This window comes from Serratia oryzae, assembly GCF_001976145.1.
Taxonomy (GTDB): domain Bacteria; phylum Pseudomonadota; class Gammaproteobacteria; order Enterobacterales; family Enterobacteriaceae; genus Chania; species Chania oryzae.
Genome location: NZ_MOXD01000005.1, coordinates 309774 through 331687 on the forward strand (window position 1 = coordinate 309774; position 21914 = coordinate 331687).

General features: G+C 53.9%; 20 protein-coding genes and 1 other annotated feature. Of the genes, 14 read left to right on the top strand and 6 right to left on the bottom strand.

Features of this window, described 5'->3' with window-relative positions; translation table 11 throughout:
* Positions 1-39: 39 nt before the first annotated feature.
* From BMI79_RS11735 to BMI79_RS11745, 3 genes are all read right to left on the bottom strand, one after another.
* Positions 40-834 (bottom strand): ABC transporter ATP-binding protein, encoded by a 795-nt coding sequence (locus BMI79_RS11735; RefSeq protein WP_076942317.1) that lies wholly within the window; start codon positions 832-834, stop codon positions 40-42.
* A complete protein-coding gene (locus tag BMI79_RS11740) occupies positions 831-1733 on the bottom strand; it encodes an ABC transporter permease (RefSeq protein ID WP_076942377.1) in 903 nt (300 codons plus the stop codon). Before BMI79_RS11740 ends, BMI79_RS11735 begins: the two co-directional genes overlap by 4 nt.
* Positions 1734-1812: 79 nt before the next feature.
* On the bottom strand, positions 1813-2775 hold the full coding sequence (locus tag BMI79_RS11745; RefSeq protein ID WP_076942318.1) for an ABC transporter substrate-binding protein: 963 nt from the start codon (positions 2773-2775) through the stop codon (positions 1813-1815).
* Positions 2776-3924: 1149 nt separating this feature from the next.
* Here BMI79_RS11745 and BMI79_RS11750 point away from each other — a divergent pair.
* Together BMI79_RS11750 and BMI79_RS11755 are read left to right on the top strand one after the other, a co-directional pair.
* On the top strand, positions 3925-5223 hold the full coding sequence (locus tag BMI79_RS11750; protein WP_076942319.1) for an HAAAP family serine/threonine permease: 1299 nt from the start codon (positions 3925-3927) through the stop codon (positions 5221-5223).
* Positions 5224-5313: 90 nt separating this feature from the next.
* Positions 5314-6681: an L-serine ammonia-lyase gene (locus tag BMI79_RS11755; RefSeq protein ID WP_076942320.1), complete on the top strand. Its 1368-nt coding sequence runs from the start codon at positions 5314-5316 to the stop codon at positions 6679-6681.
* A gap of 36 nt (positions 6682-6717) precedes the next feature.
* Here BMI79_RS11755 and BMI79_RS11760 read toward each other — a convergent pair whose 3' ends face one another.
* On the bottom strand, positions 6718-7923 hold the full coding sequence (locus BMI79_RS11760; protein ID WP_076942321.1) for a serine hydrolase: 1206 nt from the start codon (positions 7921-7923) through the stop codon (positions 6718-6720).
* A 724-nt stretch (positions 7924-8647) separates the two neighbouring features.
* Between BMI79_RS11760 and BMI79_RS11770 the strand changes: the two genes are divergently transcribed.
* The 4 genes from BMI79_RS11770 (at position 8648) to rimO (ending at position 12325) form a co-directional block, all read left to right on the top strand.
* A complete protein-coding gene (locus BMI79_RS11770; RefSeq protein WP_076942323.1) occupies positions 8648-9268 on the top strand; it encodes a glutathione S-transferase family protein in 621 nt (206 codons plus the stop codon).
* Positions 9269-9470: 202 nt separating this feature from the next.
* Positions 9471-9890, top strand: coding sequence for a GNAT family N-acetyltransferase (locus BMI79_RS11775; RefSeq protein WP_076942324.1), 420 nt, complete (start codon positions 9471-9473; stop codon positions 9888-9890).
* Between the two features lie 11 nt (positions 9891-9901).
* On the top strand, positions 9902-10882 hold the full coding sequence (locus BMI79_RS11780) for a magnesium and cobalt transport protein CorA (protein ID WP_076942325.1): 981 nt from the start codon (positions 9902-9904) through the stop codon (positions 10880-10882).
* 111 nt (positions 10883-10993) lie between these two features.
* On the top strand, positions 10994-12325 hold the full coding sequence (gene rimO / locus BMI79_RS11785; RefSeq protein WP_076942326.1) for a 30S ribosomal protein S12 methylthiotransferase RimO: 1332 nt from the start codon (positions 10994-10996) through the stop codon (positions 12323-12325).
* A 136-nt stretch (positions 12326-12461) separates the two neighbouring features.
* Here the strand turns inward: rimO and BMI79_RS11790 are convergent, their stop codons facing one another.
* Positions 12462-13370 (bottom strand): LysR substrate-binding domain-containing protein, encoded by a 909-nt coding sequence (locus tag BMI79_RS11790; protein ID WP_341865652.1) that lies wholly within the window; start codon positions 13368-13370, stop codon positions 12462-12464.
* 96 nt (positions 13371-13466) lie between these two features.
* Here BMI79_RS11790 and BMI79_RS11795 point away from each other — a divergent pair, with 96 nt between their 5' ends.
* The gene (locus BMI79_RS11795) at positions 13467-14930 is read left to right on the top strand and encodes an SLC13 family permease (protein WP_076942328.1); all 1464 of its coding nucleotides are present in this window, start codon (positions 13467-13469) and stop codon (positions 14928-14930) included.
* Positions 14931-14947: 17 nt separating this feature from the next.
* Positions 14948-15550: a histidine phosphatase family protein gene (locus BMI79_RS11800; RefSeq protein ID WP_076942329.1), complete on the top strand. Its 603-nt coding sequence runs from the start codon at positions 14948-14950 to the stop codon at positions 15548-15550.
* A 142-nt stretch (positions 15551-15692) separates the two neighbouring features.
* Here BMI79_RS11800 and BMI79_RS11805 read toward each other — a convergent pair whose 3' ends face one another.
* Entirely contained in the window at positions 15693-16517 is an 825-nt protein-coding gene (locus tag BMI79_RS11805) for an SDR family oxidoreductase (RefSeq protein WP_076942330.1), read from the bottom strand.
* Between the two features lie 230 nt (positions 16518-16747).
* On the opposite strand from BMI79_RS11805, the gene hisL reads away from it, so the two are divergent.
* The 6 genes from hisL to hisH all read left to right on the top strand — a co-directional run bounded on the left by hisL (position 16748) and on the right by hisH (position 21913).
* On the top strand, positions 16748-16795 hold the full coding sequence (hisL, locus tag BMI79_RS23555; protein WP_100396937.1) for a his operon leader peptide: 48 nt from the start codon (positions 16748-16750) through the stop codon (positions 16793-16795).
* Positions 16771-16905: a sequence feature (His leader region), on the top strand. Its footprint overlaps the gene before it by 25 nt.
* Positions 16906-16974: 69 nt before the next feature.
* The gene (gene hisG, locus BMI79_RS11810) at positions 16975-17874 is read left to right on the top strand and encodes an ATP phosphoribosyltransferase (protein WP_076942331.1); all 900 of its coding nucleotides are present in this window, start codon (positions 16975-16977) and stop codon (positions 17872-17874) included.
* Between the two features lie 4 nt (positions 17875-17878).
* The gene (gene hisD / locus BMI79_RS11815) at positions 17879-19186 is read left to right on the top strand and encodes a histidinol dehydrogenase (RefSeq protein WP_076942332.1); all 1308 of its coding nucleotides are present in this window, start codon (positions 17879-17881) and stop codon (positions 19184-19186) included.
* Positions 19183-20259: a histidinol-phosphate transaminase gene (hisC, locus tag BMI79_RS11820; protein WP_076942333.1), complete on the top strand. Its 1077-nt coding sequence runs from the start codon at positions 19183-19185 to the stop codon at positions 20257-20259. Before hisD ends, hisC begins: the two co-directional genes overlap by 4 nt.
* Positions 20256-21323, top strand: a complete 1068-nt coding sequence (hisB, locus tag BMI79_RS11825; RefSeq protein ID WP_076942334.1) for a bifunctional histidinol-phosphatase/imidazoleglycerol-phosphate dehydratase HisB — start codon at positions 20256-20258, stop codon at positions 21321-21323. Before hisC ends, hisB begins: the two co-directional genes overlap by 4 nt.
* The gene (hisH, locus tag BMI79_RS11830; protein WP_076942335.1) at positions 21323-21913 is read left to right on the top strand and encodes an imidazole glycerol phosphate synthase subunit HisH; all 591 of its coding nucleotides are present in this window, start codon (positions 21323-21325) and stop codon (positions 21911-21913) included. Before hisB ends, hisH begins: the two co-directional genes overlap by 1 nt.
* Position 21914 lies beyond the last annotated feature (1 nt).

Consider the following 21914-nt stretch of genomic DNA (forward strand, 5'->3'; position numbering starts at 1 on the left):
CAACGTCTAATTAGTTGCAGCTTGGCGGATATGACTGGATTAACTCAACAGCAACCCATCATCATCCAGCTTTTCGCCGCGCGTTTTTTCGAACATCTCCAGCAGATCGGTCACCTGCATGTTGGCCCGCTGCTGACCGCTAACGTCCAGCACCACGCGCCCCTGGTGCAGCATCACCGTGCGATGCCCATGATCCAGCGCCTGCCGCATCGAGTGTGTCACCATCAGCACCGTCAGTTGCTGTTCGGCGACAATACGATCGGTTAGCGCCAACACAAAGGCAGCGGTTTTAGGATCGAGCGCTGCCGTATGCTCATCCAGCAACAGCAGGCGCGAAGGTTGCAGCGAGGCCATCAACAGGCTGACCGCCTGCCGCTGCCCACCGGAAAGTAACCCCATGTGATCGCCTAAACGATTCTCCAAGCCCAGTTCCAGCGTCGCCAGCTTGTCACGGAACAGCGCACGCTGTTGGTTTTTAACCGCACGCTGAAACCCACGGGCTTGGCCACGTTGTAGCGCCAGCGCCAGGTTCTCTTCAATGCTCAACCCTTCACAGGTGCCCGCCAGCGGATCCTGAAATACCCGAGCCACCATGCCAGCACGGCGCCAGGCTGGCATGGTAGTCACGTCCTGATCGCCAATAAACAACTGACCGCGATCGGGGGTAATATCACCGCTGATCGCATTCAGCAGCGTAGACTTCCCCGCACCGTTGCTGCCAATCACCGTGACAAACTGACCGGCTTCAATGCTCAGAGACAGACCACGCAATACCGGGTTTTCCAGCGGAGTGCCGGGATTAAAGGTTTTAAACAGCTGCTCGGCACGCATCATGATGGCCGCCTTCCTTGCTTACTTTTCAATTTTTGTTTCAACTTCGGCAAAATCAGTGCCAGCGTCACCAATACAGCGGTAATCAGATTCAGATCCTGCGCCTGCAGGCCGATAAAGTCGGCATTCAGCGCCAGCGCAATCATCAGGCGGTAAACCAATGCCCCCAGCAAGGTCGCCAAAGTGATCAGATAAAGGCTGCGCGCGGGTAACAGTGTTTCACCAATGATCACCGCCGCCAGCCCGACGACGATGGTCCCAATCCCCATGGAGATATCGGCACCGCCCTGAGTTTGCACATACAGCGCGCCGGCCAGCGCAATCAACGCATTAGAAAGCGCCATGCCGATCACCGTCAGCCGATTGGTGGCAATACCCTGCGCGCGCGCCATACGGGGATTCGCGCCGGTTGCACGCAGCGCCAGGCCGACTTCGGAGGTCAAAAACGCATCCAGCGCCAGCTTGACCAACACCACTATGACCAGCAGCAGCAGCGGCTGAATCAACCAGGAATTATCTTCAATCTGGCTGATAAACGGAGTAAAGACGCTGGGCAACCCAATCAGAGCCAGATTAGGGGCACCCATAATACGCAGATTGATGGAATACAGGGCGATCATCACCAGAATACTGGCCAACAGTTGCAGAATGCCGAGCCGCACATGCAGCCAGGCGGTCAGACAACCGGCACCAGCCCCGGCGAGAGCAGCCAGCCCACAGGCTAGCCAAGGGTTGTAACCGCTGACGATCATGATCGCCGCAACAGCGCCCCCCAGAGGGAAGCTGCCATCCGCCGTCAGATCAGGAAAGTTAAGCAAACGAAAAGAAATCAACACCCCAAGCGCCACCAGCGCAAAGATCAGGCCGATCTCCAAAGCCCCCATAAGGGAAATTAACGACATGCAAACCTCATAAAAAACCTTGGCCCACCAGAACTGGCAGGCCATTCCCTAGATTAAAAAAACTATGCGCCGCAAAGCGTTACTTGATAACTTCTTGTGCTGACTGCACCAGTTCCGCTGGCAGTGTCACGCCCTGCTTGTTCGCGGCGGCTGGGTTCACGCTCAGGCTGAGCTTATTACCCACCTCTGGCGCGATAGTGCCCGGCTGCTCACCCTCTAACAGGCGCACGACGATTTTACCGGTTTGCCGCCCAAGATCGTAATAGCTCATGCCCAGCGCAGCAGCAGCACCGCGTTTGGCAACGCTGTTGTCGCCAGCGATCAGCGGGATTTTAGCCTGATTCGCTACAGCGACCAACGATTCGTAGGTGGAGATCACGTTGTTATCGGTATTGGTGTAGATGACATCAACTTTACCCACCAGGCTTTTCGCCGCCGGGGTCACGTCAACGGTACGCGCCGCCGGTGCTTCAACCAGGGTCATACCGCGTTTGGTTAACTCATCTTTCAGCTCTTTCACCACCACCGTCGAGTTGACCTCACCCGGGCTGAATACCATGCCAACGCGTTTGGCATCTGGCTTCACCTTTAGAATCAGGTCTACCTGCGGGCCGATAGCGACGCTGTCAGAAACGCCGGTCACGTTGGTGCCGCTTGGCTCCCAGCTCTTAACCAGCTTGGCCGCCACCGGATCGGTTACCGTAGTAAACACCACCGGAATGGTTTTGGTGGCAGCGATCACCGACTGAGCCGCCGGGGTTGAGATCGCCACTATGGCATCGGGTTTGTCACCGATAAACTTACGTGCAATCTGCCCGGCGGTAGCCATATTCCCTTGCGCACTCTGAAATTGAATCTTGACCTTATCCTTGTCATAACCTGCGGCCTTTAATTCATCAATGACGCCGTCACGCGTCGCATCCAACGCCGGATGATCAACGATCGATACGATAGCCACTGATTTCGGCGTAGCTGCATAGCTGCTTACTGCGAACAGGGTTGCTGCAACAGCGACAAAAATCTTTCGATTATTTAAAAGCATAGGGGCATCCTTTTAGAGTTATAGTCAGTGCCTGAAATAGCGGCAAATTATCCTAACACAGTGTTTTACAGCCATCTACGAGACTACATTCCCTTAACATCCAAATTCAGAAGAAATCATTCGATAAACTCACCACAATTAGTGATTAAGATCACAAATATCCCCTAATTGCCGCAAAGTGGAAAAATCGGCGCTTGGTCAGTATCGAAGCTCTTGATGCGTGACGATCGCGATGGGACGGCAATTAACCCGCAATAATTTGTACAAAATACCGGCAATCAAACACGTTAAATAACTTATTACCCCATAATTTCAGGTTAATGAATTGCAACAGCTTGCCTAGGTTATTATTTTTACGGAATAAAATTGCTGAAAATTAAGCCAAGTTCACTCTGAATAAAAATATGACACTCTATGTTCATTACCAATAATACGATTTAAAGCCTAATAGCCATTTCACCTTCCTGCGTAAAATATCGGCAATTTCCTTTATTTATATGATAAGAAAATATGCATTTTTTTGTTGCACAGCTCTATTTATTGCTTCACCAGATCCGCCAGCACTCGCTTTAATTCCTTTATAAACAAATCGTTAATCTCTTTTAATTTGCAATAGATAAACATCAATCACAATGAAAAGGGGTTTAAGCCAAATCAAAACGCCGTATTGAAATATATTACCAAGTATAAGCAATCAGGCAGTTTTTTATCTGGCCAAACATCACCAAGCCTGAACCTTCAGTGCAGAATAAATGAAATCGGTTTCAGCATGAGATCTCTTACATCTGCGCAACATATGCACGAAAATTCATAAAAAAAGCAAAATAACGCACAAATGACGCATTTGAGAGTGAGATCACGGTTGCTTATGCTGTAAATCGTTATCTTGCCGCCAACAAAAATCGGCAGGCAAAGATCTTCCGGCAGAAGTTGCGGCTTTTAGCTATTTAACAGCAGAAAGTCATTGGGTTAGTTATCCGGCAACCATCGCAAACGGTAATTAGCATAATAAACAACCAGGGGGCGTCATATCACCCCGCAAGTAATACCTAATGCTGATCTCTGACGAAATCTGATATTTCGCCGGGCAGCTCTATCCTGAAAATTTGCCTTTAATTTCAAATTAACGTGTTCACTTCGGAGATATTTATGGACACTACACAGACCGGCACTATTGCCTCTGCGGCCTCGGCTTCCAGCACGACCTGGCGCAAATCTGACACCATGTGGATGTTGGGCCTGTATGGCACCGCCATCGGCGCAGGCGTACTGTTTCTGCCCATTAACGCCGGTATCGGTGGTTTGATTCCCCTGATTATTATGGCGATCATCGCCTTTCCGATGACGTTTTTTGCCCACCGTGGCCTGTGCCGTTTCGTTCTTTCCGGTAAAAATCCCGGTGAAGACATCACCGAGGTGGTAGAGGAGCACTTTGGCATCAGCGCCGGTAAGCTGATCACCCTGCTCTATTTCTTTGCGATCTACCCTATCCTGCTGGTCTACAGCGTGGCGATCACCAATACCGTTGACAGTTTTATTACCCACCAGTTGGGGCTGGTGTCACCGCCGCGCGCGATTCTGTCCCTGATCCTGATCGTCGGGCTGATGACCATCGTGCGTTTCGGTGAGCAAGCCATCGTGAAAACCATGAGTATTCTGGTGTTCCCGTTTGTCGGCGTGCTGATGATGCTGGCGCTGTATCTGATCCCTAATTGGACCGGTGCCATCTTCGAGAACCTTTCTCTCGCCGGTTCCGGCAGCGGTTTGGGCCACGGTCTGGTGATCACCCTGTGGCTGGCGATCCCGGTAATGGTGTTCTCCTTTAACCACTCACCGATCATCTCCGCTTTCGCGGTGGCAAAGCGTGAAGAATATGGCGCAGGCGCCGAGAAAAAATGCTCACGCATTCTGGCTTATGCTCACATCATGATGGTTCTGACGGTAATGTTCTTCGTCTTCAGCTGCGTGTTGAGCCTCTCTCCGGCCGATCTGGCCGAAGCCAAAGCGCAGAATATCTCGATTCTGTCTTATCTGGCCAACCACTTTAACAACCCGATGATCGCCTATATCGCCCCGGTCATCGCGTTTATCGCCATCACCAAATCTTTCCTGGGCCACTATCTGGGTGCCCGTGAAGGCTTTAACGGCATGATCTCCAAATCCATGAAGAGCCGCGGCAAAACCATCAGCAGCAATAAGCTGAACCGCATCACGGCGATCTTTATGCTGGTGACCACCTGGATCGTTGCGACATTGAACCCGAGCATTTTGGGCATGATCGAGAACCTCGGTGGCCCGATCATCGCCATGCTGCTGTTCCTGATGCCGATGTATGCCATCCGTAAGGTTCCGGCCATGCGCAAGTACAGTGGGCATATCAGCAACGTATTCGTGGTCGTGATGGGGCTGATTGCCATTTCCGCCATTTTGTACACCCTGTTCGGCTAACCACGCTCAGCCGGCGCTGCATGGCGCCGGCTTTTCACCCTCCCCCTTCCTGGTATCCATGCCTGTAACCTGAAAAAGAAGGTTAAGACAATGATCAGCGTTTTCGATATTTTCAAAATCGGTATCGGCCCATCGAGCTCCCATACCGTCGGCCCGATGAAGGCTGGCAAACAGTTTACCGATGACTTGATCGCCCAAGGGCAACTGCACGACACCACCCGCGTGGTGGTCGACGTTTATGGCTCGTTGTCGCTCACCGGTAAAGGGCACCATACTGATATCGCCATAATCATGGGCCTGGCGGGGAATCTGCCGCATGACGTGGATATCGACAGCATTACCGGCTTTATCCGCGACGTGGAGCAGCGTGGCCGTTTGCTGTTAGCCAACGGCGCGCACGAGGTCGATTTCCCGCGTCAAGGCGGCATGAACTTCCACAGTAACAATTTGCCGCTGCATGAAAACGGTATGCGCATCAGCGCCTACGCCGGTGAGCAACGGCTACACAGCAAAACCTACTACTCTATCGGCGGTGGTTTTATCGTTGATGAAGAACATTTCGGCCAACCCGCCAACAATGCCGCCCCCATCCCCTACCCTTACCGCTCCGCGCAAGAGTTGCAGCAACATTGTAAGGAAACCGGGCTTTCGCTTTCCGGGTTGGTGATGCAGAACGAATTGGCACTGCGCAGTAAAACGGAAATCGAGGCGCACTTCGCTGACGTGTGGCAGGTGATGCGCACCGGCATTGAACGCGGGATGAATACCGAAGGCCTGCTGCCCGGCCCGATGAAGGTTCAGCGCCGCGCGGCCGCTCTGCGGCGTATTCTGGTGACCGGTGACAAGAACAATATTGATCCGATGAACGTGGTGGATTGGATCAATATGTTCGCCTTTGCCGTAAACGAAGAAAACGCCGCCGGTGGCCGCGTGGTAACCGCACCAACCAACGGCGCCTGCGGCATCATTCCGGCGGTACTGGCGTATTACGATCAGTTTATCCGCCCGGTCAATACCAACTCTTACAGCCGTTTCTTCCTGGCCTCCGGAGTGATCGGCACGCTGTACAAGATGAATGCGTCGATCTCCGGCGCTGAAGTCGGTTGCCAAGGGGAAGTGGGCGTCGCCTGCTCCATGGCGGCGGCCGGATTGGCAGAACTGATGGGGGGCAGCCCGGCACAGGTGTGCATTGCCGCAGAAATCGCTATGGAACACCATCTGGGGCTGACCTGCGATCCGCTGGCTGGCCAGGTGCAGGTGCCTTGCATCGAGCGTAACGCCATTTCTGCGGTGAAAGCCGTCAATGCCGCGCGCATGGCACTGCGCCGCACCAGCGAGCCGCGCGTGTGCCTGGATAAGGTGATCGAAACCATGTATGAAACAGGCAAAGACATGAACGCCAAGTACCGCGAAACCTCGCAAGGCGGCCTGGCAATCAAAGTAGTGGCATGTCATTGATCTGATTTGGGGCCGCTCAAGTGGCCCCGCTTATCTTCAGCCGAAGATGCCACCAAACCACTGGCTCAGTTTCATCATCACAAAGTCCCACATGCGGCTTAAGAAGTTGCCCTGTTTCACCTCCTGCATCACCACCAGCGGATGCTGCTCAATGGTTTTGCCGTCCAGCAGGAAATTGACGGTGCCGACAACCTGATTTTTCGCCAACGGCGCTTCCAAGGTCGGCTGGTTGAGCTGATAACTGGCCTTCAGATTCTTCATCTGCCCTTTCGGGATGGTTACGGCCGCGTCTTTGGCCACCCCCAGCGGCACTTCACCCACGTCACCAAACCAGACTTTCTGCGTGACAAAGGCTTTGTCGGCCTTGATCGGGATCGCGGTTTCATAGAAGCGGAACCCCCAGGTCAGCAGTTTCTCGCTCTCGCTGAAACGCACGCGATCGCTCGGTGCCCCCAGCACAACCGAAATCAGGCGCATGGGGCCCTCGGTCGCGGAGGCCACCAGATTATGCCCGGCACCGCTGGTGTAGCCGGTCTTGATACCGTCCACGTTCAGATTGGTGCTCCACAACAAACGGTTACGGTTGATCTGGCGGATTTTGTTAAACGTGAACTCTTTCTCTTTATGCAGCGCATATTCGTCCGGCACGTCTCGGATCAGCGCCTGGCTCAGCAGCGCCATATCGCGCGCGGTGCTGTATTGCCCTTCGGCATCCAAGCCGTGCACCGTCAGGAAATTGGTATTCTGCAAGCCAAGAGATTTAGCATAGTTATTCATCACCCCAACGAACGAATCCTGGCTACCCGCCACAAAATCCGCCAGCGCGATACTGGCATCATTGCCAGACTGAATAACGATCCCTTTATTCAGTTCCAACACTGGCACCTGATCGCCCGGCTTGATAAACATCAGTGAGGAGCCGCGCAGCACCGGGTTACCGGTTGCCCAGGCATCTTTCCCCACGGTGACCAGATCGTCCGGCTTGATTTTGCCCGCTTTTATCGCCTGGCCGATCACATAGCTGGACATGATTTTAGTCAAGCTGGCCGGGTCAAGGCGGGTATCAGGGTTGCCTTCTGCCAGGATCTTGCCACTGTTATAGTCCATCAGCACATAGGCTTTAGCATCCACTTGCGGTATTTCTGGTGCTTCTGCCGCTTGTACGCTGCGGGTAATGAGCAGTATGACGCCTACACCGAGGGCCAATTTTTGAAGAGAGGTGGAGTAAGTTTTTTTCATCATGACGTCGCCAGTATGTTCGTTTAACCCATTGAAATAGCGTTAACCCGCAAACATGTTTACGTTTTCAGCCAACCAGCGAGAGTGGCTCAATGCAACGCTGTACCTAAAATGACCCTGTAGTGAGTTTATACCCAAAATAATTCGAGTTGCTTGTAGGCGGCAACTGAATGACAAATCAGTCAAAGACTGATTTGAACAGCGCTTGCGCTAGCCCGTAGGGTGAGCCTAGAAGAGGCTCATCATCCCCAGGAGCTTACTCAGGTAAGTGACTGGGGTGAGTGACAAATCTGCTAAGCAGATTTGAACGCTGCTTGCAGCGGCCCCGAAGGGGTGAGGCCCAATATGGGCCGAGTCACGCAGCCAACACCCAAGCAACTTGAAGTATGACGGGTATATTCGGTTTCTCTTATTCTGGCAGGGATTGGCCTGATTTTTCTGAACTTTTACATAACTGTACGCTTTAGTGGGCAAATTGGCTAAAAAGCGTGCCATTAGCATCAATTGTGGCGTGTTTGGCTCAGGAAAACCTCCCCCTATCGCTGAACGGTCATCAACCCCGATAACGAACTGAGCGCCCTGGCTGCACATGGTGGTTGGAAAGTGTGCCACTGGGAACGCTGATGATTTGCGTATCACATAGCAAAAAATGCCTTTGCATGTGACAAAAACCACTTTATCGCGTAGGTATTAACGCTACATTCTCAAACACATACAGAGGTGTTTTATGTTGACCATTTGGGGCCGGGCAAATTCGAATAACGTGAAGAAAGTACGCTGGTGCGCCGCAGAGTTGGGGTTGAACTACACCCACATCAACGCGGGTGGCACTTACGGCAAAGTGAATGAACAGCCGTACCGCGCACTCAACCCCAACGGTCTGGTGCCACTGTTGCAGGACGGCGACTTCGTACTGTGGGAGTCCAATACCATTGTGCGTTATCTGGCAGCCAAGTTCGGCCAGGCACCGTTTTATCCGCATGATCTGCAAGCGCGCGCCGCCGCCGAAAAATGGATGGATTGGCTCACCTCAACCATTGCCGCCCCCTTCCGGACCCTTTTCTGGGGCATGGTTCGTACACCTGCCGAACAGCGCGATCGTGCTGCTATTGATGCGGCGATCGCCGAACTGGAGCAACACTTTACGATCGTTGAACACCAACTGGCACAACAGCCTTACCTTTCAGGCGCAGAGTTCGGTATCGGTGACATCCCGTTGGGCAGCTTCATTTACGCCTGGTTTGAACTGCCGATCACGCGCCAACCGCGCCCGCATATGGAACGTTGGTATCAGCAACTGTGTGCCCGCCCTGCATACCAAAGCACCGTGATGATCCCCCTTACCTGATGCGTCACGCCCTGGTTTTTAACCCATTGAATTTAAAAAATTCGCCGCTATACACTAAATAATTCGAGTTGCATGTAGGCGGCAAGTCCGAGAGTCGCCAGGAGCATAGGCCACTATGTGACTGGTGCGAGCGGGCGCAGCCAACACCCATGCAATTTGAAGTATGATGTGTATAAAGTGGAGCTATCACTCAGGAGGAAATATGAATATCACCGTAACAGATGACCTGCGCCCAGAAGACACCGAAGAAATCCGTAATCATTTAAAGGTTTACAATCGCCAATTTGTCGGCGATATCCTGAATAAGAATATCGGGGTGTTTATCTTGGATGCTCAGGGTAACAAAGTCGCTGGGCTGACCGGCAATACCGTTGGCCACTGGTTAAGCATCGATTTATTGTGGGTTTCCGAGTCGTTACGCGGCGAAGGCGTTGGCAGCAAGCTCATCAAAGCAGCAGAGCAACAGGCCATATCGGAAGGTTGCAAATACGCGCGGGTCGACACCTTCAGCTTTCAGGCTCGGCCTTTCTACGAAAAGCAGGGCTACCAGTTACAGATGATATTGCACAATGCTCCAATAGAGCATGAGCGCTATTTTTTCACTAAATCTCTCACGGACTGACAGGTAAGCGGATGGAAAGCCAAACCATGGTGGTAAACTGCATCGCCTACAAAGCGGGTAAGCGATTAGGCGACATCACTATCGATGATATCAGCGAAGTGGTTAAAGCGCCGGATACCTTCGTCTGGCTGGGACTATGGCAACCCGAAGACGCTTTTATGCGCAAGATCCAGGAAGAGTTTAGCCTGCACGATCTGGCAATTGAAGACGCGCTTTGTGCCCACCAGCGGCCAAAAATCGAAACCTATGGCGACTCTCTGTTCATCGTGGTGAAAACCGTTCAATGGGAACAAGGCGAAGTGGAGTATGGCGAAACGCACTTCTTCGTCGGTAAAAACTTTCTGATCACCGTGCGCCACGGTGCCTCTTCCAGTTACGCCCCCATCCGCGCCAAAGCCGAAGAAAACCCGAAGCAACTGTGCCATGGGCCAGGATTTGCCCTGTATTCGGTGCTGGATTTCATCGTCGACAATTACCGCCATATCGTTGGCAAATTTGAGGAGATGATCGAAGACATTGAATCCAGCATGTTCAAGTCGGAGTTTGATGAAACCGCGATCGAAAATGTCTACAGCCTGCGCCGCCATCTGCTCGGCCTACGCAACGCTGCATTGCCGATGGATGAGATCTGCAATCAGTTGATTCACCTGCATGAAGACGTGATCCCCAAAGAGCTGCGCGCCTATGTGCGTGACGTACAGGATCACGCCCGGCAGGTTGCCAGCACTCTGGACGACATGCGTGAGATGCTGACCAACGCCATGCATGTGAATCTGGCGCTGGTGACCGTTAAGCAAAACGAAGTGGTTAAGCGGCTGGCCGGTTGGGGGGCGATCCTGGCGATCCCAACGGTGATTTTCAGCCTGTATGGGATGAACTTTGCCGATATGCCCGAACTGAAATTCCCCTGGGCCTACCATGCCACGCTGGGCGTGACCGTCGTCGGCTGCGTTTTCCTGTATCGGAAACTTAAACGCTCCGGCTGGCTGTAACTTCTGAGCCAAATTTTGCCGGGCTGTTTTTTATTTATGCCCTTGCACATAACGGTGTAATTTCACGTTGCTCATGTGTAAAATCCGCTCGTTTCTTTTTTGGATTGAGCTATGTCACAGACTATGACCCCAAAAGCCCCCCGTGTCGGCTTTGTTTCACTAGGTTGCCCGAAAAACCTGGTTGATTCTGAACGGATCCTGACTGAACTGCGTAATGAAGGCTATCAGGTAGTACCCCGTTATGACGACGCCGAACTGGTGATCGTCAACACCTGCGGCTTTATTGACAGTGCCGTACAAGAATCGCTAGAGGCGATCGGTGAAGCATTAAACGAAAACGGTAAGGTGATTGTGACCGGCTGTCTGGGTGCAAAAGAAAACCAGATCCGTGAAGTGCACCCGAAGGTGCTGGAAATCACCGGGCCGCACAGCTATGAGCAGGTGCTGTCCCACGTTCACCAATATGTGCCAAAGCCAGAACATAACCCGTTTACCAGCCTGATCCCGGCGCAGGGCGTGAAACTGACGCCGAAGCACTACGCCTATCTGAAGATTTCTGAAGGCTGTAACCACCGCTGCACTTTCTGCATCATCCCCTCGATGCGTGGCGATCTCGACAGCCGCCCGATCGGTTCAGTGCTGGATGAGGCCAAACGCCTGGTGGAGTCCGGGGTAAAAGAACTGCTGGTGATTTCGCAGGATACCTCGGCCTACGGCGTTGATGTTAAACACCGTACCGGCTTCTGGAATGGTCAGCCGGTGAAAACCAGCATGGTCAGCCTGTGCGAACAGCTCTCAAGCCTGGGTGCCTGGGTGCGTTTGCACTATGTTTACCCTTACCCACATGTGGATGACGTTATTCCGCTGATGGCGGAAGGCAAAATTCTGCCGTATTTGGACATTCCGCTGCAGCACGCCAGCCCGAGAATTCTCAAGCTGATGAAGCGCCCTGGCGCGGTAGAGCGCACGCTGGAGCGCATCAAACGCTGGCGTGAAATCTGCCCAGACCTGACTCTGCGCTCGACCTTTATCGTTGGTTTCCCTAGTGAGACCGAAGAGGATTTCCAGATGCTGCTCGACTTCCTGCAGGAAGCCAAGCTGGATCGCGTAGGCTGCTTCAAATACAGCCCGGTGGAAGGCGCGGCGGCCAACGAATTGGCCGATCAGGTGCCGGAAGAGGTGAAAGAAGAACGTTATCACCGCTTTATGCAACTGCAGCAACAGATCTCGGCCCAGCGTCTGCAAGACAAGATTGGCCGCGAACTGCTGGTGCTGATCGACGAAGTTGACGAAGAAGGTGCGATTGGCCGGAGCATGGCCGATGCACCGGAGATCGACGGTGCGGTCTACCTGAACGGTGAAACCGGGGTAAAAGTGGGCGAGATCGTCAAAGTGAAGATCGAAAACGCCGACGAATATGACCTCTGGGGCTCGAAAGTCTGATTTAAACCACGGTAAATGCCAGCCAAAGGCCACCTCTACAAAGGAGGTGGTTTTTGAGAAAAACTCACCAACTTAATCACTCAATTAACTCGCCCCCTTATTTCAACAGATCATGCTTATCTGACAGATCGGTTTTTCAGCTTTTCAGGGCCGGTAACCGGGCCAGAAAATTTTGCGCAGCCGGGGACAACAGTTTATCACGGTGGTGGGCGTAGCTTATCCCCCTTAAAAACAGAGGCTCTTTGAGCTTGATTTCCCGTATCTGGCCGCTGCGTATTTCCTGCTCAACGGCAAGACGGGAAACCACGGATATTCCCAGACCGTACACCACTCCCTGTTTTATACCTTCAAGGCTACCGATTTCCACCAGCCGGAGCCGCTCAGGTTCGACACCGGCTCTACGGAGATTTTCCAGTAAAAAGCTCCGGGTAGCAGAAAATGCGGGTTTAATCAAAAATGTCTCATCCTGAATCTCCCTGATGCTGCATTCCTGCCGGGCTGCCAGCCAATGATCTGGCGGACAAATCAGCACAAAGCTATCACTTAGGAAATTAACCAGCCGATACTTTTTTGTGTCGATATCAATATAGTCGGAAATAATAATAAAATCAGTCTCATGCGCTGCCAGCTTGCGGGACAGTTTTTCCGTTGTTGATATATCCAGCCGGATATTCACCCCAGGAAAGGTTTTTTTAAAATCAGCCATAATGCGCGGCAACAGCCAGACGCCACAGAAATGGCTGGCCCCCACGTTGACCGTGCCTGAATCAGGATTATCAAACTGCCGCATATGTTCCCGAGATTGTTTCAGCAGATTGAGGATTTGCAGCGCATACTCGCGGTAAACCACCCCCTGGGATGTCAGATGCAAGCGGTTGTTCAGCCGCTCAAACAATGGCGTGTTCAGTGTCTCTTCCAGTTTTTTGATTCTTATGCTGACCGCAGGCTGGGTGCAGTAAAGTTGCTCGGCAGCACGGGTGACGCTTAAACATTCTGAAAGGACCACAAACGCTTCCAACTGCCCGATATCCATGCACAACTCCATAAATTATATTTATAGTAACTATAGAATAATATAAATGTACGTCATTGACGATAATGTACAGACTGAAAGAACTTACCAACGCCAGGGACTTCTTTCATGAGAAAAATATTATTGCAGCCTGAACTGCAAAAAAAAGGTCTGACGCTGAAACAGGTCGGTTTACCACTTGCCGCCCTGATCCTGATTCTACTAATGAATATTCCGGTGCCGGAGGGGCTCACGCCGCAAGGGATTAAATCTATTGCCATTTTTTGTGCCGCACTCACACTCTGGGTCTGCGGTTCCCTGCCTATCTACCTCACCTCCATGCTGGTTATTGTCTTACTGCCCCTGACCGGCACGGTTTCAAAGGAGAAGCTGGTTTTTGCCACGCTGGGGTACGATGTGATCTGGCTGATGGTTTCAGCCTTTATCCTGACCTCTGCAATGATCAAATCCGATATCGCCCGCCGTTTCGCCCTGTGGATGATCACCACGTTTGGCCAAACGCCACGCAGGGCGCTGTTTGTGCTGGTGGTAATTAACTTCTGCCTGGTCTTCTTTGTTCCATCTACCACCGCCAGAGCTACGCTGATGGTACCCATCTGCATGATCCTGCTGGAAATTTATAAAGCGACCCCGGGGAAAAGCCATTTTGGCCGAGTCATGATGCTCCAGGGGGTACAGGCTGATGCCATTGCCACCTCCGGCGTGATGACAGGAACGGCAGCCAACATTATCGCGGTCGGTTTTATCAATCAGCAGGCCGGTGGGCATATCGGCTATATGGACTGGCTGCTGGCATCTTTTCCACTGGCAGTGGTCAGTATGTTCCTGTCATTCCTGATCGGCCTGAAATTCTGGTCATTCAAGGGGGAAATCGATTTTCAGGGGGCGCTGGAAAAACTGACGCAGGAGCGGAATCAACTGGGAAATCTGTCGCTCAGCGAAAAGAAAGCCATGGCGATATTTCTGCTGGCTGTGGTGCTCTGGGCAACCGAAAGTTACCACAAGGCAGTGCTGGGATTTGAAATCAGCGTGTATATGACGGCGGTGATTGCCGCTATCCTTTGCCTGATGCCCAGGACGGGTCTGCTTACCTGGTCTGAAGCCAACATCAAATGGGATCTGATGATTTTTGCAGCCGGAGCCTATGCCGCCGGAAATACGTTGGAAGACACCGAAGGCGCACAGTGGCTGATTGGCAAACTGGTTCACGGCCTGGGGCTAGAAAACATGAGTACCTGGATGGTTTATATCGTGGTGATTTTCATCTCCATGTACAGCCACCTGATTTTCACCAGTAAAACGGTCAGAACCACCATCCTCATTCCGGCCTCGATCGCCCTGGCGAAAACCCTCGGTATGGATCCCGTCACGCTTGCATTGGCGGCCTCTCTGACCCTGACCTACACCATCACGCTGCCGCCCCACTCCAAGGTTAACGCCATTTACTTTTCAACCGGCTATTTCAGCGTACTGGATCAGATGAAGTACGGCCTGACCACCTGCTTTATTGGTGCGTGCGTGATTAGCATTGCCATTTTCACCTGGTTCCGCCTTCTGGGATATGGATTATAAACAATAGGATCTAATGTATGCGCCTTATTTTGCTCCGACATGGAGAAACCCTCTGGAACAGAGAATCACGCCTCCAGGGGCATGAAAACTCAACCTTATCCGACAAAGGTGTCCTCCAGGCAACTCGGATAAAAGATTGCATCCGGCAACTCTCTCCTGCCAGAGTGGTGACCTCAGATCTGGGGAGAGCCAGGCAAACGGCTGAACTGATTGGCTACCCGGATGCACAGCCGGATGAAAAGCTGCGAGAACTGCACATGGGGGAATGGACCGGGCTACGTAAACCAGATTTGATCGAAAGCGACCCCCACAGTTACTGGCAATGGCGTGCGGGAGAGTACACTCCGGCAGGCGGCGAGAGCTGGCAAGCCTTCTGTATGAGGATCAACACGGCATTGCGTGGTTGGGTGTTGCAGGAGGATTCGGATCTGCTGGCGGTAGTGCACAGCGGTGTCATTCGCGCCGCCTGCCAGGTTTTCCTGAATTTACCGGCCGAACGATTGCTCCCTGTTACACCGGCAACCATAACAATCTTTAATTTCGACTGCCCTGAGCAGCAACCAAAGCTGGAAGCTTACAACCTGGGTGCTTTCATCCCTGACAAAGAGGCGGCGGATTAACGTTTTTTCTGTCGTATCAACGTCATTTTTCAGGCGTAAAAAACCGACTGTTGAGGTCGGTTTTTTTATTGGCACTCTTTCTACCGGTTACCTATCGCCCGGCATCACGCAATCGCCGCCAATGCAGGACGGTTTGATTTTATTACCCCATAGGCATGCGCGCCGGATCTGGGTATTGATATTCAAACCCCAATTCCTTGCAGATCCGGTTGCCGTCCACCAGCCGCCCTTCCTGTTCCGGCTCTTCGGCAAACTGCGGCGGAGGCAGATGCAACTGCGCTGCCAGTGCCGGATAGAACTCACGCTTGATTGGGTGGCCAGGTGCACAAAGATTGTAAACATGCCCCCCTTTGGGCAATTTCAGCAACAATTGGATGGCAGCAATCACATCATCCTGATGCACCAGATTCACTCCTTGCGAACCACCTTTAACATCAACCTTGCCCGCCAGGAAACGGCCCGGATGCCGATCGGTGCCCACCAGGCCCGCCAGGCGTAAAATATCAACTGAGGTATTCGGCAACTCATGCAGCCAGCGCTCCAGTTCTGCCAGCACCCGCCCAGAAGGGGTTACCGGTTTGAGCGGTGAATCTTCACGCACCGTGCCGGTGGTATCGCCGTACACCGAGGTCGAGCTGGTAAAGATAATATGCGGCACCCCAAACGCCATGGCGCTGTCAACCAGCATGCGCACGGCATTAAAGTAGCCTTCGCTACCCTCTACGGTGCGCCTGGCGGGCAGCGTGATCACCAATGCGTCGGCGTAAAGCAGTTGCTCCAGATCCTGAGCTTCGCAAATCAGTTCAGGTGTCAGTTCGAGCTGGTAACATTCAATACCGCTCATGCGCGCGGCTTCGACACCATCCGGCGTGGTTTTACTGCCCACCACCTCAAATCCGCGGCTCATTAACGATAAAGCCAGCGGCATGCCTAACCAACCCAGGCCAATAATGGCGACTTTTTTCATTAACACCCTCTCCTGAAGATAACAACGCTTGGTGAATAAGGCTACGCCACTCGACATAGGGATACAATCAACTCACGTAAAGGTTAGGTAAAGCTGTCGCGAGCGAATAATTCAGCCTGTTTCAATGAATTAAATTTATGATGATAAAAAACAGTTGCGCAAGACCATACTGATAGTTTAGGTTAATCAGCAACTCAGCACTGGCTGATTTACTTTAAAAGAGAAAACACATGACTCGCGTTCAGTTCAACCACCATCATCACCATCACCCAGACTAGTCTTTCGGGCGATGTGTGCTGGAAGACGGTTTAAAATCTTCCAGTGGCGCGTAGAACCAAACAAACGCAAGAGAAAGCCCTCGGAAGATACCTTCCGAGGGTTTTTTTTTGGCTCCGGACAGACAGAAAAATAGTTTTTACAATAAATTCATAAAATTACAGATTAAACAGAGGTTACCATGTTGGATAAAACACGTTTACGGATAGCAATGCAGAAATCAGGCCGCCTGAGTGAAGATTCTCAGGAACTGCTGGCCCGCTGCGGTATCAAGATCAACCTGCAGCAGCAACGCCTGATTGCCTTCGCCGAGAATATGCCGATTGATATCCTGCGCGTGCGTGATGACGACATTCCAGGGCTGGTGATGGATGGCGTGGTGGATCTGGGCATTATCGGTGAAAACGTGCTGGAAGAAGAGCTGCTCAACCGCCGCGCACAAGGCGAAGACCCACGTTACTTCACCCTGCGCCGCCTGGACTTCGGTGCCTGCCGCCTGTCGCTGGCCACCGCGCTGGACAGCGAATATACCGGTCCGCAAAGCCTGCAAGATGCCCGCATTGCCACCTCTTACCCCCACCTGCTGAAGCAATACCTCGACAAACAAGGCGTTCGTTTTAAATCATGCCTGCTGAATGGTTCGGTGGAAGTGGCCCCGCGCGCGGGCTTGGCGGACGCCATCTGCGATCTGGTGTCCACCGGTGCGACGCTCGAAGCCAACGGCCTGCGTGAAGTCGAAGTAATCTATCGCTCCAAAGCCTGCCTGATCCAGCGCGACGGCGAAATGCCTGCGGCCAAACAGCAGTTAATCGACCGCCTGATGACCCGTATTCAGGGCGTGATCCAGGCGCGCGAATCCAAATACATCATGCTGCACGCACCGAGCGATCGTCTGGATGAGATCATCGCCCTGCTGCCGGGTGCCGAGCGCCCCACCATTCTGCCGTTGGCCGGTGCACAAAACCGCGTCGCGATGCACATGGTGAGCAGCGAAACCCTGTTCTGGGAAACCATGGAAAAACTGAAAACTCTGGGTGCCAGCTCCATTCTGGTGCTGCCAATTGAGAAGATGATGGAGTAACGCCATGTCGAACTTCAATACCGTCGTCAGTTGGGCTGCCTGCAACGCGCAACAGCGTGCAGAGCTGCTGATGCGCCCGGCGATCTCCGCTTCAGACAGCATCACCCGCACGGTGCGCGAGATCCTCGATAACGTGAAGGCCAACGGTGACAGCGCGCTGCGTGAATACAGCGCCAAGTTTGATAAAACCGAAGTGGGTGCGCTGCGCGTCACTGCGGAGCAGATCGAACAGGCCTGTGCCCGTTTGGGTGACGAAATCAAGCAGGCGATGGCGATCGCCGTCGCCAATGTGGAAACCTTCCACAATGCGCAAAAACTGCCGGCGGTGGATGTCGAAACCCAGCCCGGCGTGCGCTGCCAGCAGGTGACCCGCCCGATCGACTCGGTGGGGCTGTACATCCCTGGCGGTTCAGCACCGCTGTTTTCTACCGTATTGATGCTGGCTACTCCGGCGCGCATTGCCGGTTGCCGCCGCGTGGTGCTGTGCTCACCGCCGCCGATTGCCGACGAGATCCTCTATGCCGCCAAGCTGTGTGGCGTGCAGGAAGTGTTTCAGGTCGGCGGCGCGCAGGCGATTGCCGCGATGGCGTTCGGCACCGATTCCGTACCGCGCGTGGCAAAAATCTTCGGGCCTGGCAACGCCTTTGTCACCGAAGCCAAACGCCAGATCAGCCAACGGCTGGACGGCGCGGCAATTGATATGCCCGCAGGCCCTTCCGAAGTACTGGTGATCGCCGACAGCGGCGCGACCCCGGCGTTTGTCGCCTCCGATCTGCTGTCGCAAGCCGAGCACGGGCCGGATTCGCAGGTGATCCTGCTGACGCCGGACGCCGCCATGGCGCAAGCGGTAGCAACAGCGGTTGAGCAGCAGTTGGCCGCATTACCACGTGCAGAAACCGCCCGCCAGGCGCTGGCCAGCAGCCGGTTGATCATTGCGCAGGATTTAGCCGAATGTATCGCCATCAGTAATCAATACGGCCCAGAACATTTGATTATCCAAACCCGTAACGCACGCGAGCTGGTAGACAGCATTACCAGCGCCGGTTCGGTGTTCCTTGGTGACTGGTCGCCAGAATCGGCCGGGGATTACGCTTCAGGCACCAACCACGTGCTGCCAACTTACGGCTATACCGCCACCTGCTCCAGCCTGGGGCTGGCGGATTTCCAGAAGCGTATGACGGTGCAGGAACTGACGCCGCAGGGCTTTATGAATCTGGCTGCTACCATCGAAACGCTGGCGGCGGCCGAGCAACTGATCGCCCACAAAAACGCCGTGACCTTACGCGTCGCCGCCTTGAAGGAGCAAGCATGAGCATTGAACAATTAGCACGTAAAAACGTGCGCGAGCTGACCCCCTACCAGTCGGCGCGCCGTTTGGGTGGCAAGGGCGACGTGTGGCTGAATGCTAACGAATACCCGGTCGCGCCAGAGTTTCAGCTAACCGCGCAAACCTTTAACCGCTACCCGGAATGCCAACCGGCGCTGGTGATCGAGCGCTATGCCGCTTACGCCGGGGTGAATCAGGATCAGGTGCTGGTCAGCCGTGGCGCCGATGAAGGCATCGAGCTGCTGATCCGCGCCTTCTGTGAACCGGGCAAAGACGCCATTCTGTTCTGCCCGCCAACCTATGGCATGTACGCCGTCAGCGCTGAAACCTTTGGGGTTGAGCGCCGCACCGTGGCCGCCAAAGCCGACTGGCAGCTCGATCTGCCCGCCATCGCTGCCAGTCTGGACAACGTCAAGCTGATCTACGCCTGCAGCCCAAACAACCCGACCGGTAATCTGCTGGATCCAAACGACCTGCGTGCACTGCTGGAGATGGCAGCTGGCAAGGCGATCGTCGCGGTGGACGAAGCCTATATCGAATTCTGCCCGCAGGCTTCTGTTGCTGGCTGGCTGAGCGACTACCCTAACCTGGTGATTCTGCGCACGCTGTCGAAAGCCTTCGCACTGGCTGGCCTACGCTGCGGTTTTACCCTGGCTAATGCCGAGGTGATCGCCCTATTGCTGAAAGTGATCGCCCCCTACCCGCTCTCTACTCCGGTAGCCGATATCGCAGCCCAGGCGCTGAGTGCTGAAGGGCTCAGCCAGATGCGCCAGCGGGTGGCAGAAATCAGCGCTAACCGCAGTTGGCTGCAACAGGCGCTGCAAGACTGCCCCTGCGTTGAGCAGGTGTTCACCAGCGAAAGCAACTACCTGCTGGTGCGCTGCAATGCTGCCAGTAATGTGTTTAAAACGCTGTGGGATCAGGGCATTATCTTGCGCGATCAGCATAAGCAGCCTGGTCTTGCCGGCTGCGTGCGCATCACCATCGGCACGCGTGAAGAATGCCAACGCGTCGTTGACGCACTCAAACCCCTGCTTGGCACAAAGGAGCCAATGTGAGCCAGAAATTCCTCTTTATTGACCGCGACGGCACGCTGATTGCTGAGCCACCTGAAGATTTCCAGGTTGACCGTTTAGATAAACTGGCGCTGGAGCCGGACGTAATCCCTTCCCTGCTGGCGTTGCAGCAGGCGGGCTATACCCTGGTGATGATCACTAATCAGGACGGCCTCGGCACCGCCAGCTTCCCGCAGGAAACCTTCGATCCGCCGCACAACCTGATGATGCAGATCCTCAGTTCACAGGGGGTAAAATTCGACGATATCCTGATCTGCCCGCACAAGCCGGAAGATAACTGCGAATGCCGCAAGCCGAAAATCGCCATGGTGAAAGGCTATCTGCAGCCAGGCGTGATGAACGCCGCCAACAGCTACGTGATTGGCGATCGCCAGACCGATATCCAGTTGGCCAACAATATGGGCATTCAGGGGCTGCTGTACCAGCGTGAAACCCTTGGCTGGAAAGCCATTACCCAGCAGTTAACCCAGCGCGATCGCCACGCTCACGTTAACCGCGTGACCAAAGAGACGCAGATTGACGTCAACGTCTGGCTGGATCGCGAAGGCGGCAGCAAGATTAAGACCGGCGTCGGCTTTTTCGACCATATGCTGGATCAGATCGCCACCCACGGCGGTTTCCGCATGGATATTCAGGTGAATGGCGATCTGTACATCGACGATCACCATACGGTGGAAGACACCGCGCTGGCGCTGGGTGAAGCGCTGAACAAGGCGCTGGGCGACAAACGCGGTATTGCACGCTTTGGCTTTGTGCTGCCGATGGATGAGTGCCTGGCGCGCTGCGCGATGGATCTCTCTGGCCGCCCGCATCTGGAATACCGTGCAGAGTTTAACTACCAGCGCGTGGGCGATCTCAGCACCGAGATGGTCGAGCACTTCTTCCGTTCGCTGTCTTACACCATGGCCTGCACCCTGCACCTGAAAACCAAGGGCAAAAACGACCATCACCGCGTCGAAAGCCTGTTTAAAGTGTTTGGCCGCACGCTGCGCCAGGCGATCCGCGTTGAGGGTAACACCCTCCCGAGTTCGAAAGGGGTCCTGTGATGAACGTGGTGATCCTGGACACCGGTTGCGCCAACCTCTCTTCGGTAAACTACGCGGTGCAGCGGCTGGGTTATCAGCCCAAAGTGAGCCGTGACCCGGAAATTGTGCTGCGCGCCGACAAGCTGTTTCTGCCCGGCGTCGGCACCGCGCAGGCGGCCATGGAGCAGTTGGTAGAGCGTGAACTGATCGAGCTGATCAAAGCCTGCACCCAGCCGGTGCTGGGCATCTGCCTCGGCATGCAGTTGCTGGCAGAAAGCAGTGAAGAGAGCGGCGGCATCAAAACCCTGGGCATTATCGACACCCCGGTAAAGCAGATGAGCGATCTCGGCCTGCCGCTGCCGCACATGGGCTGGAATCAGGTGACTTCTCAGGCGGGTAACCACCTGTTCCGCGGCATCGAGGACGGTGCTTACTTCTACTTTGTTCACAGTTATGCGATGCCGATATGCTCAAGCACCATCGCTCAGGCGAACTACGGCGAGCCATTCACCGCCGCCGTACAAAAAGACAACTTCTTTGGCGTGCAGTTTCATCCAGAGCGATCTGGCACGGCCGGGGCTCAACTGTTGAAAAACTTTCTGGAGATGTAGC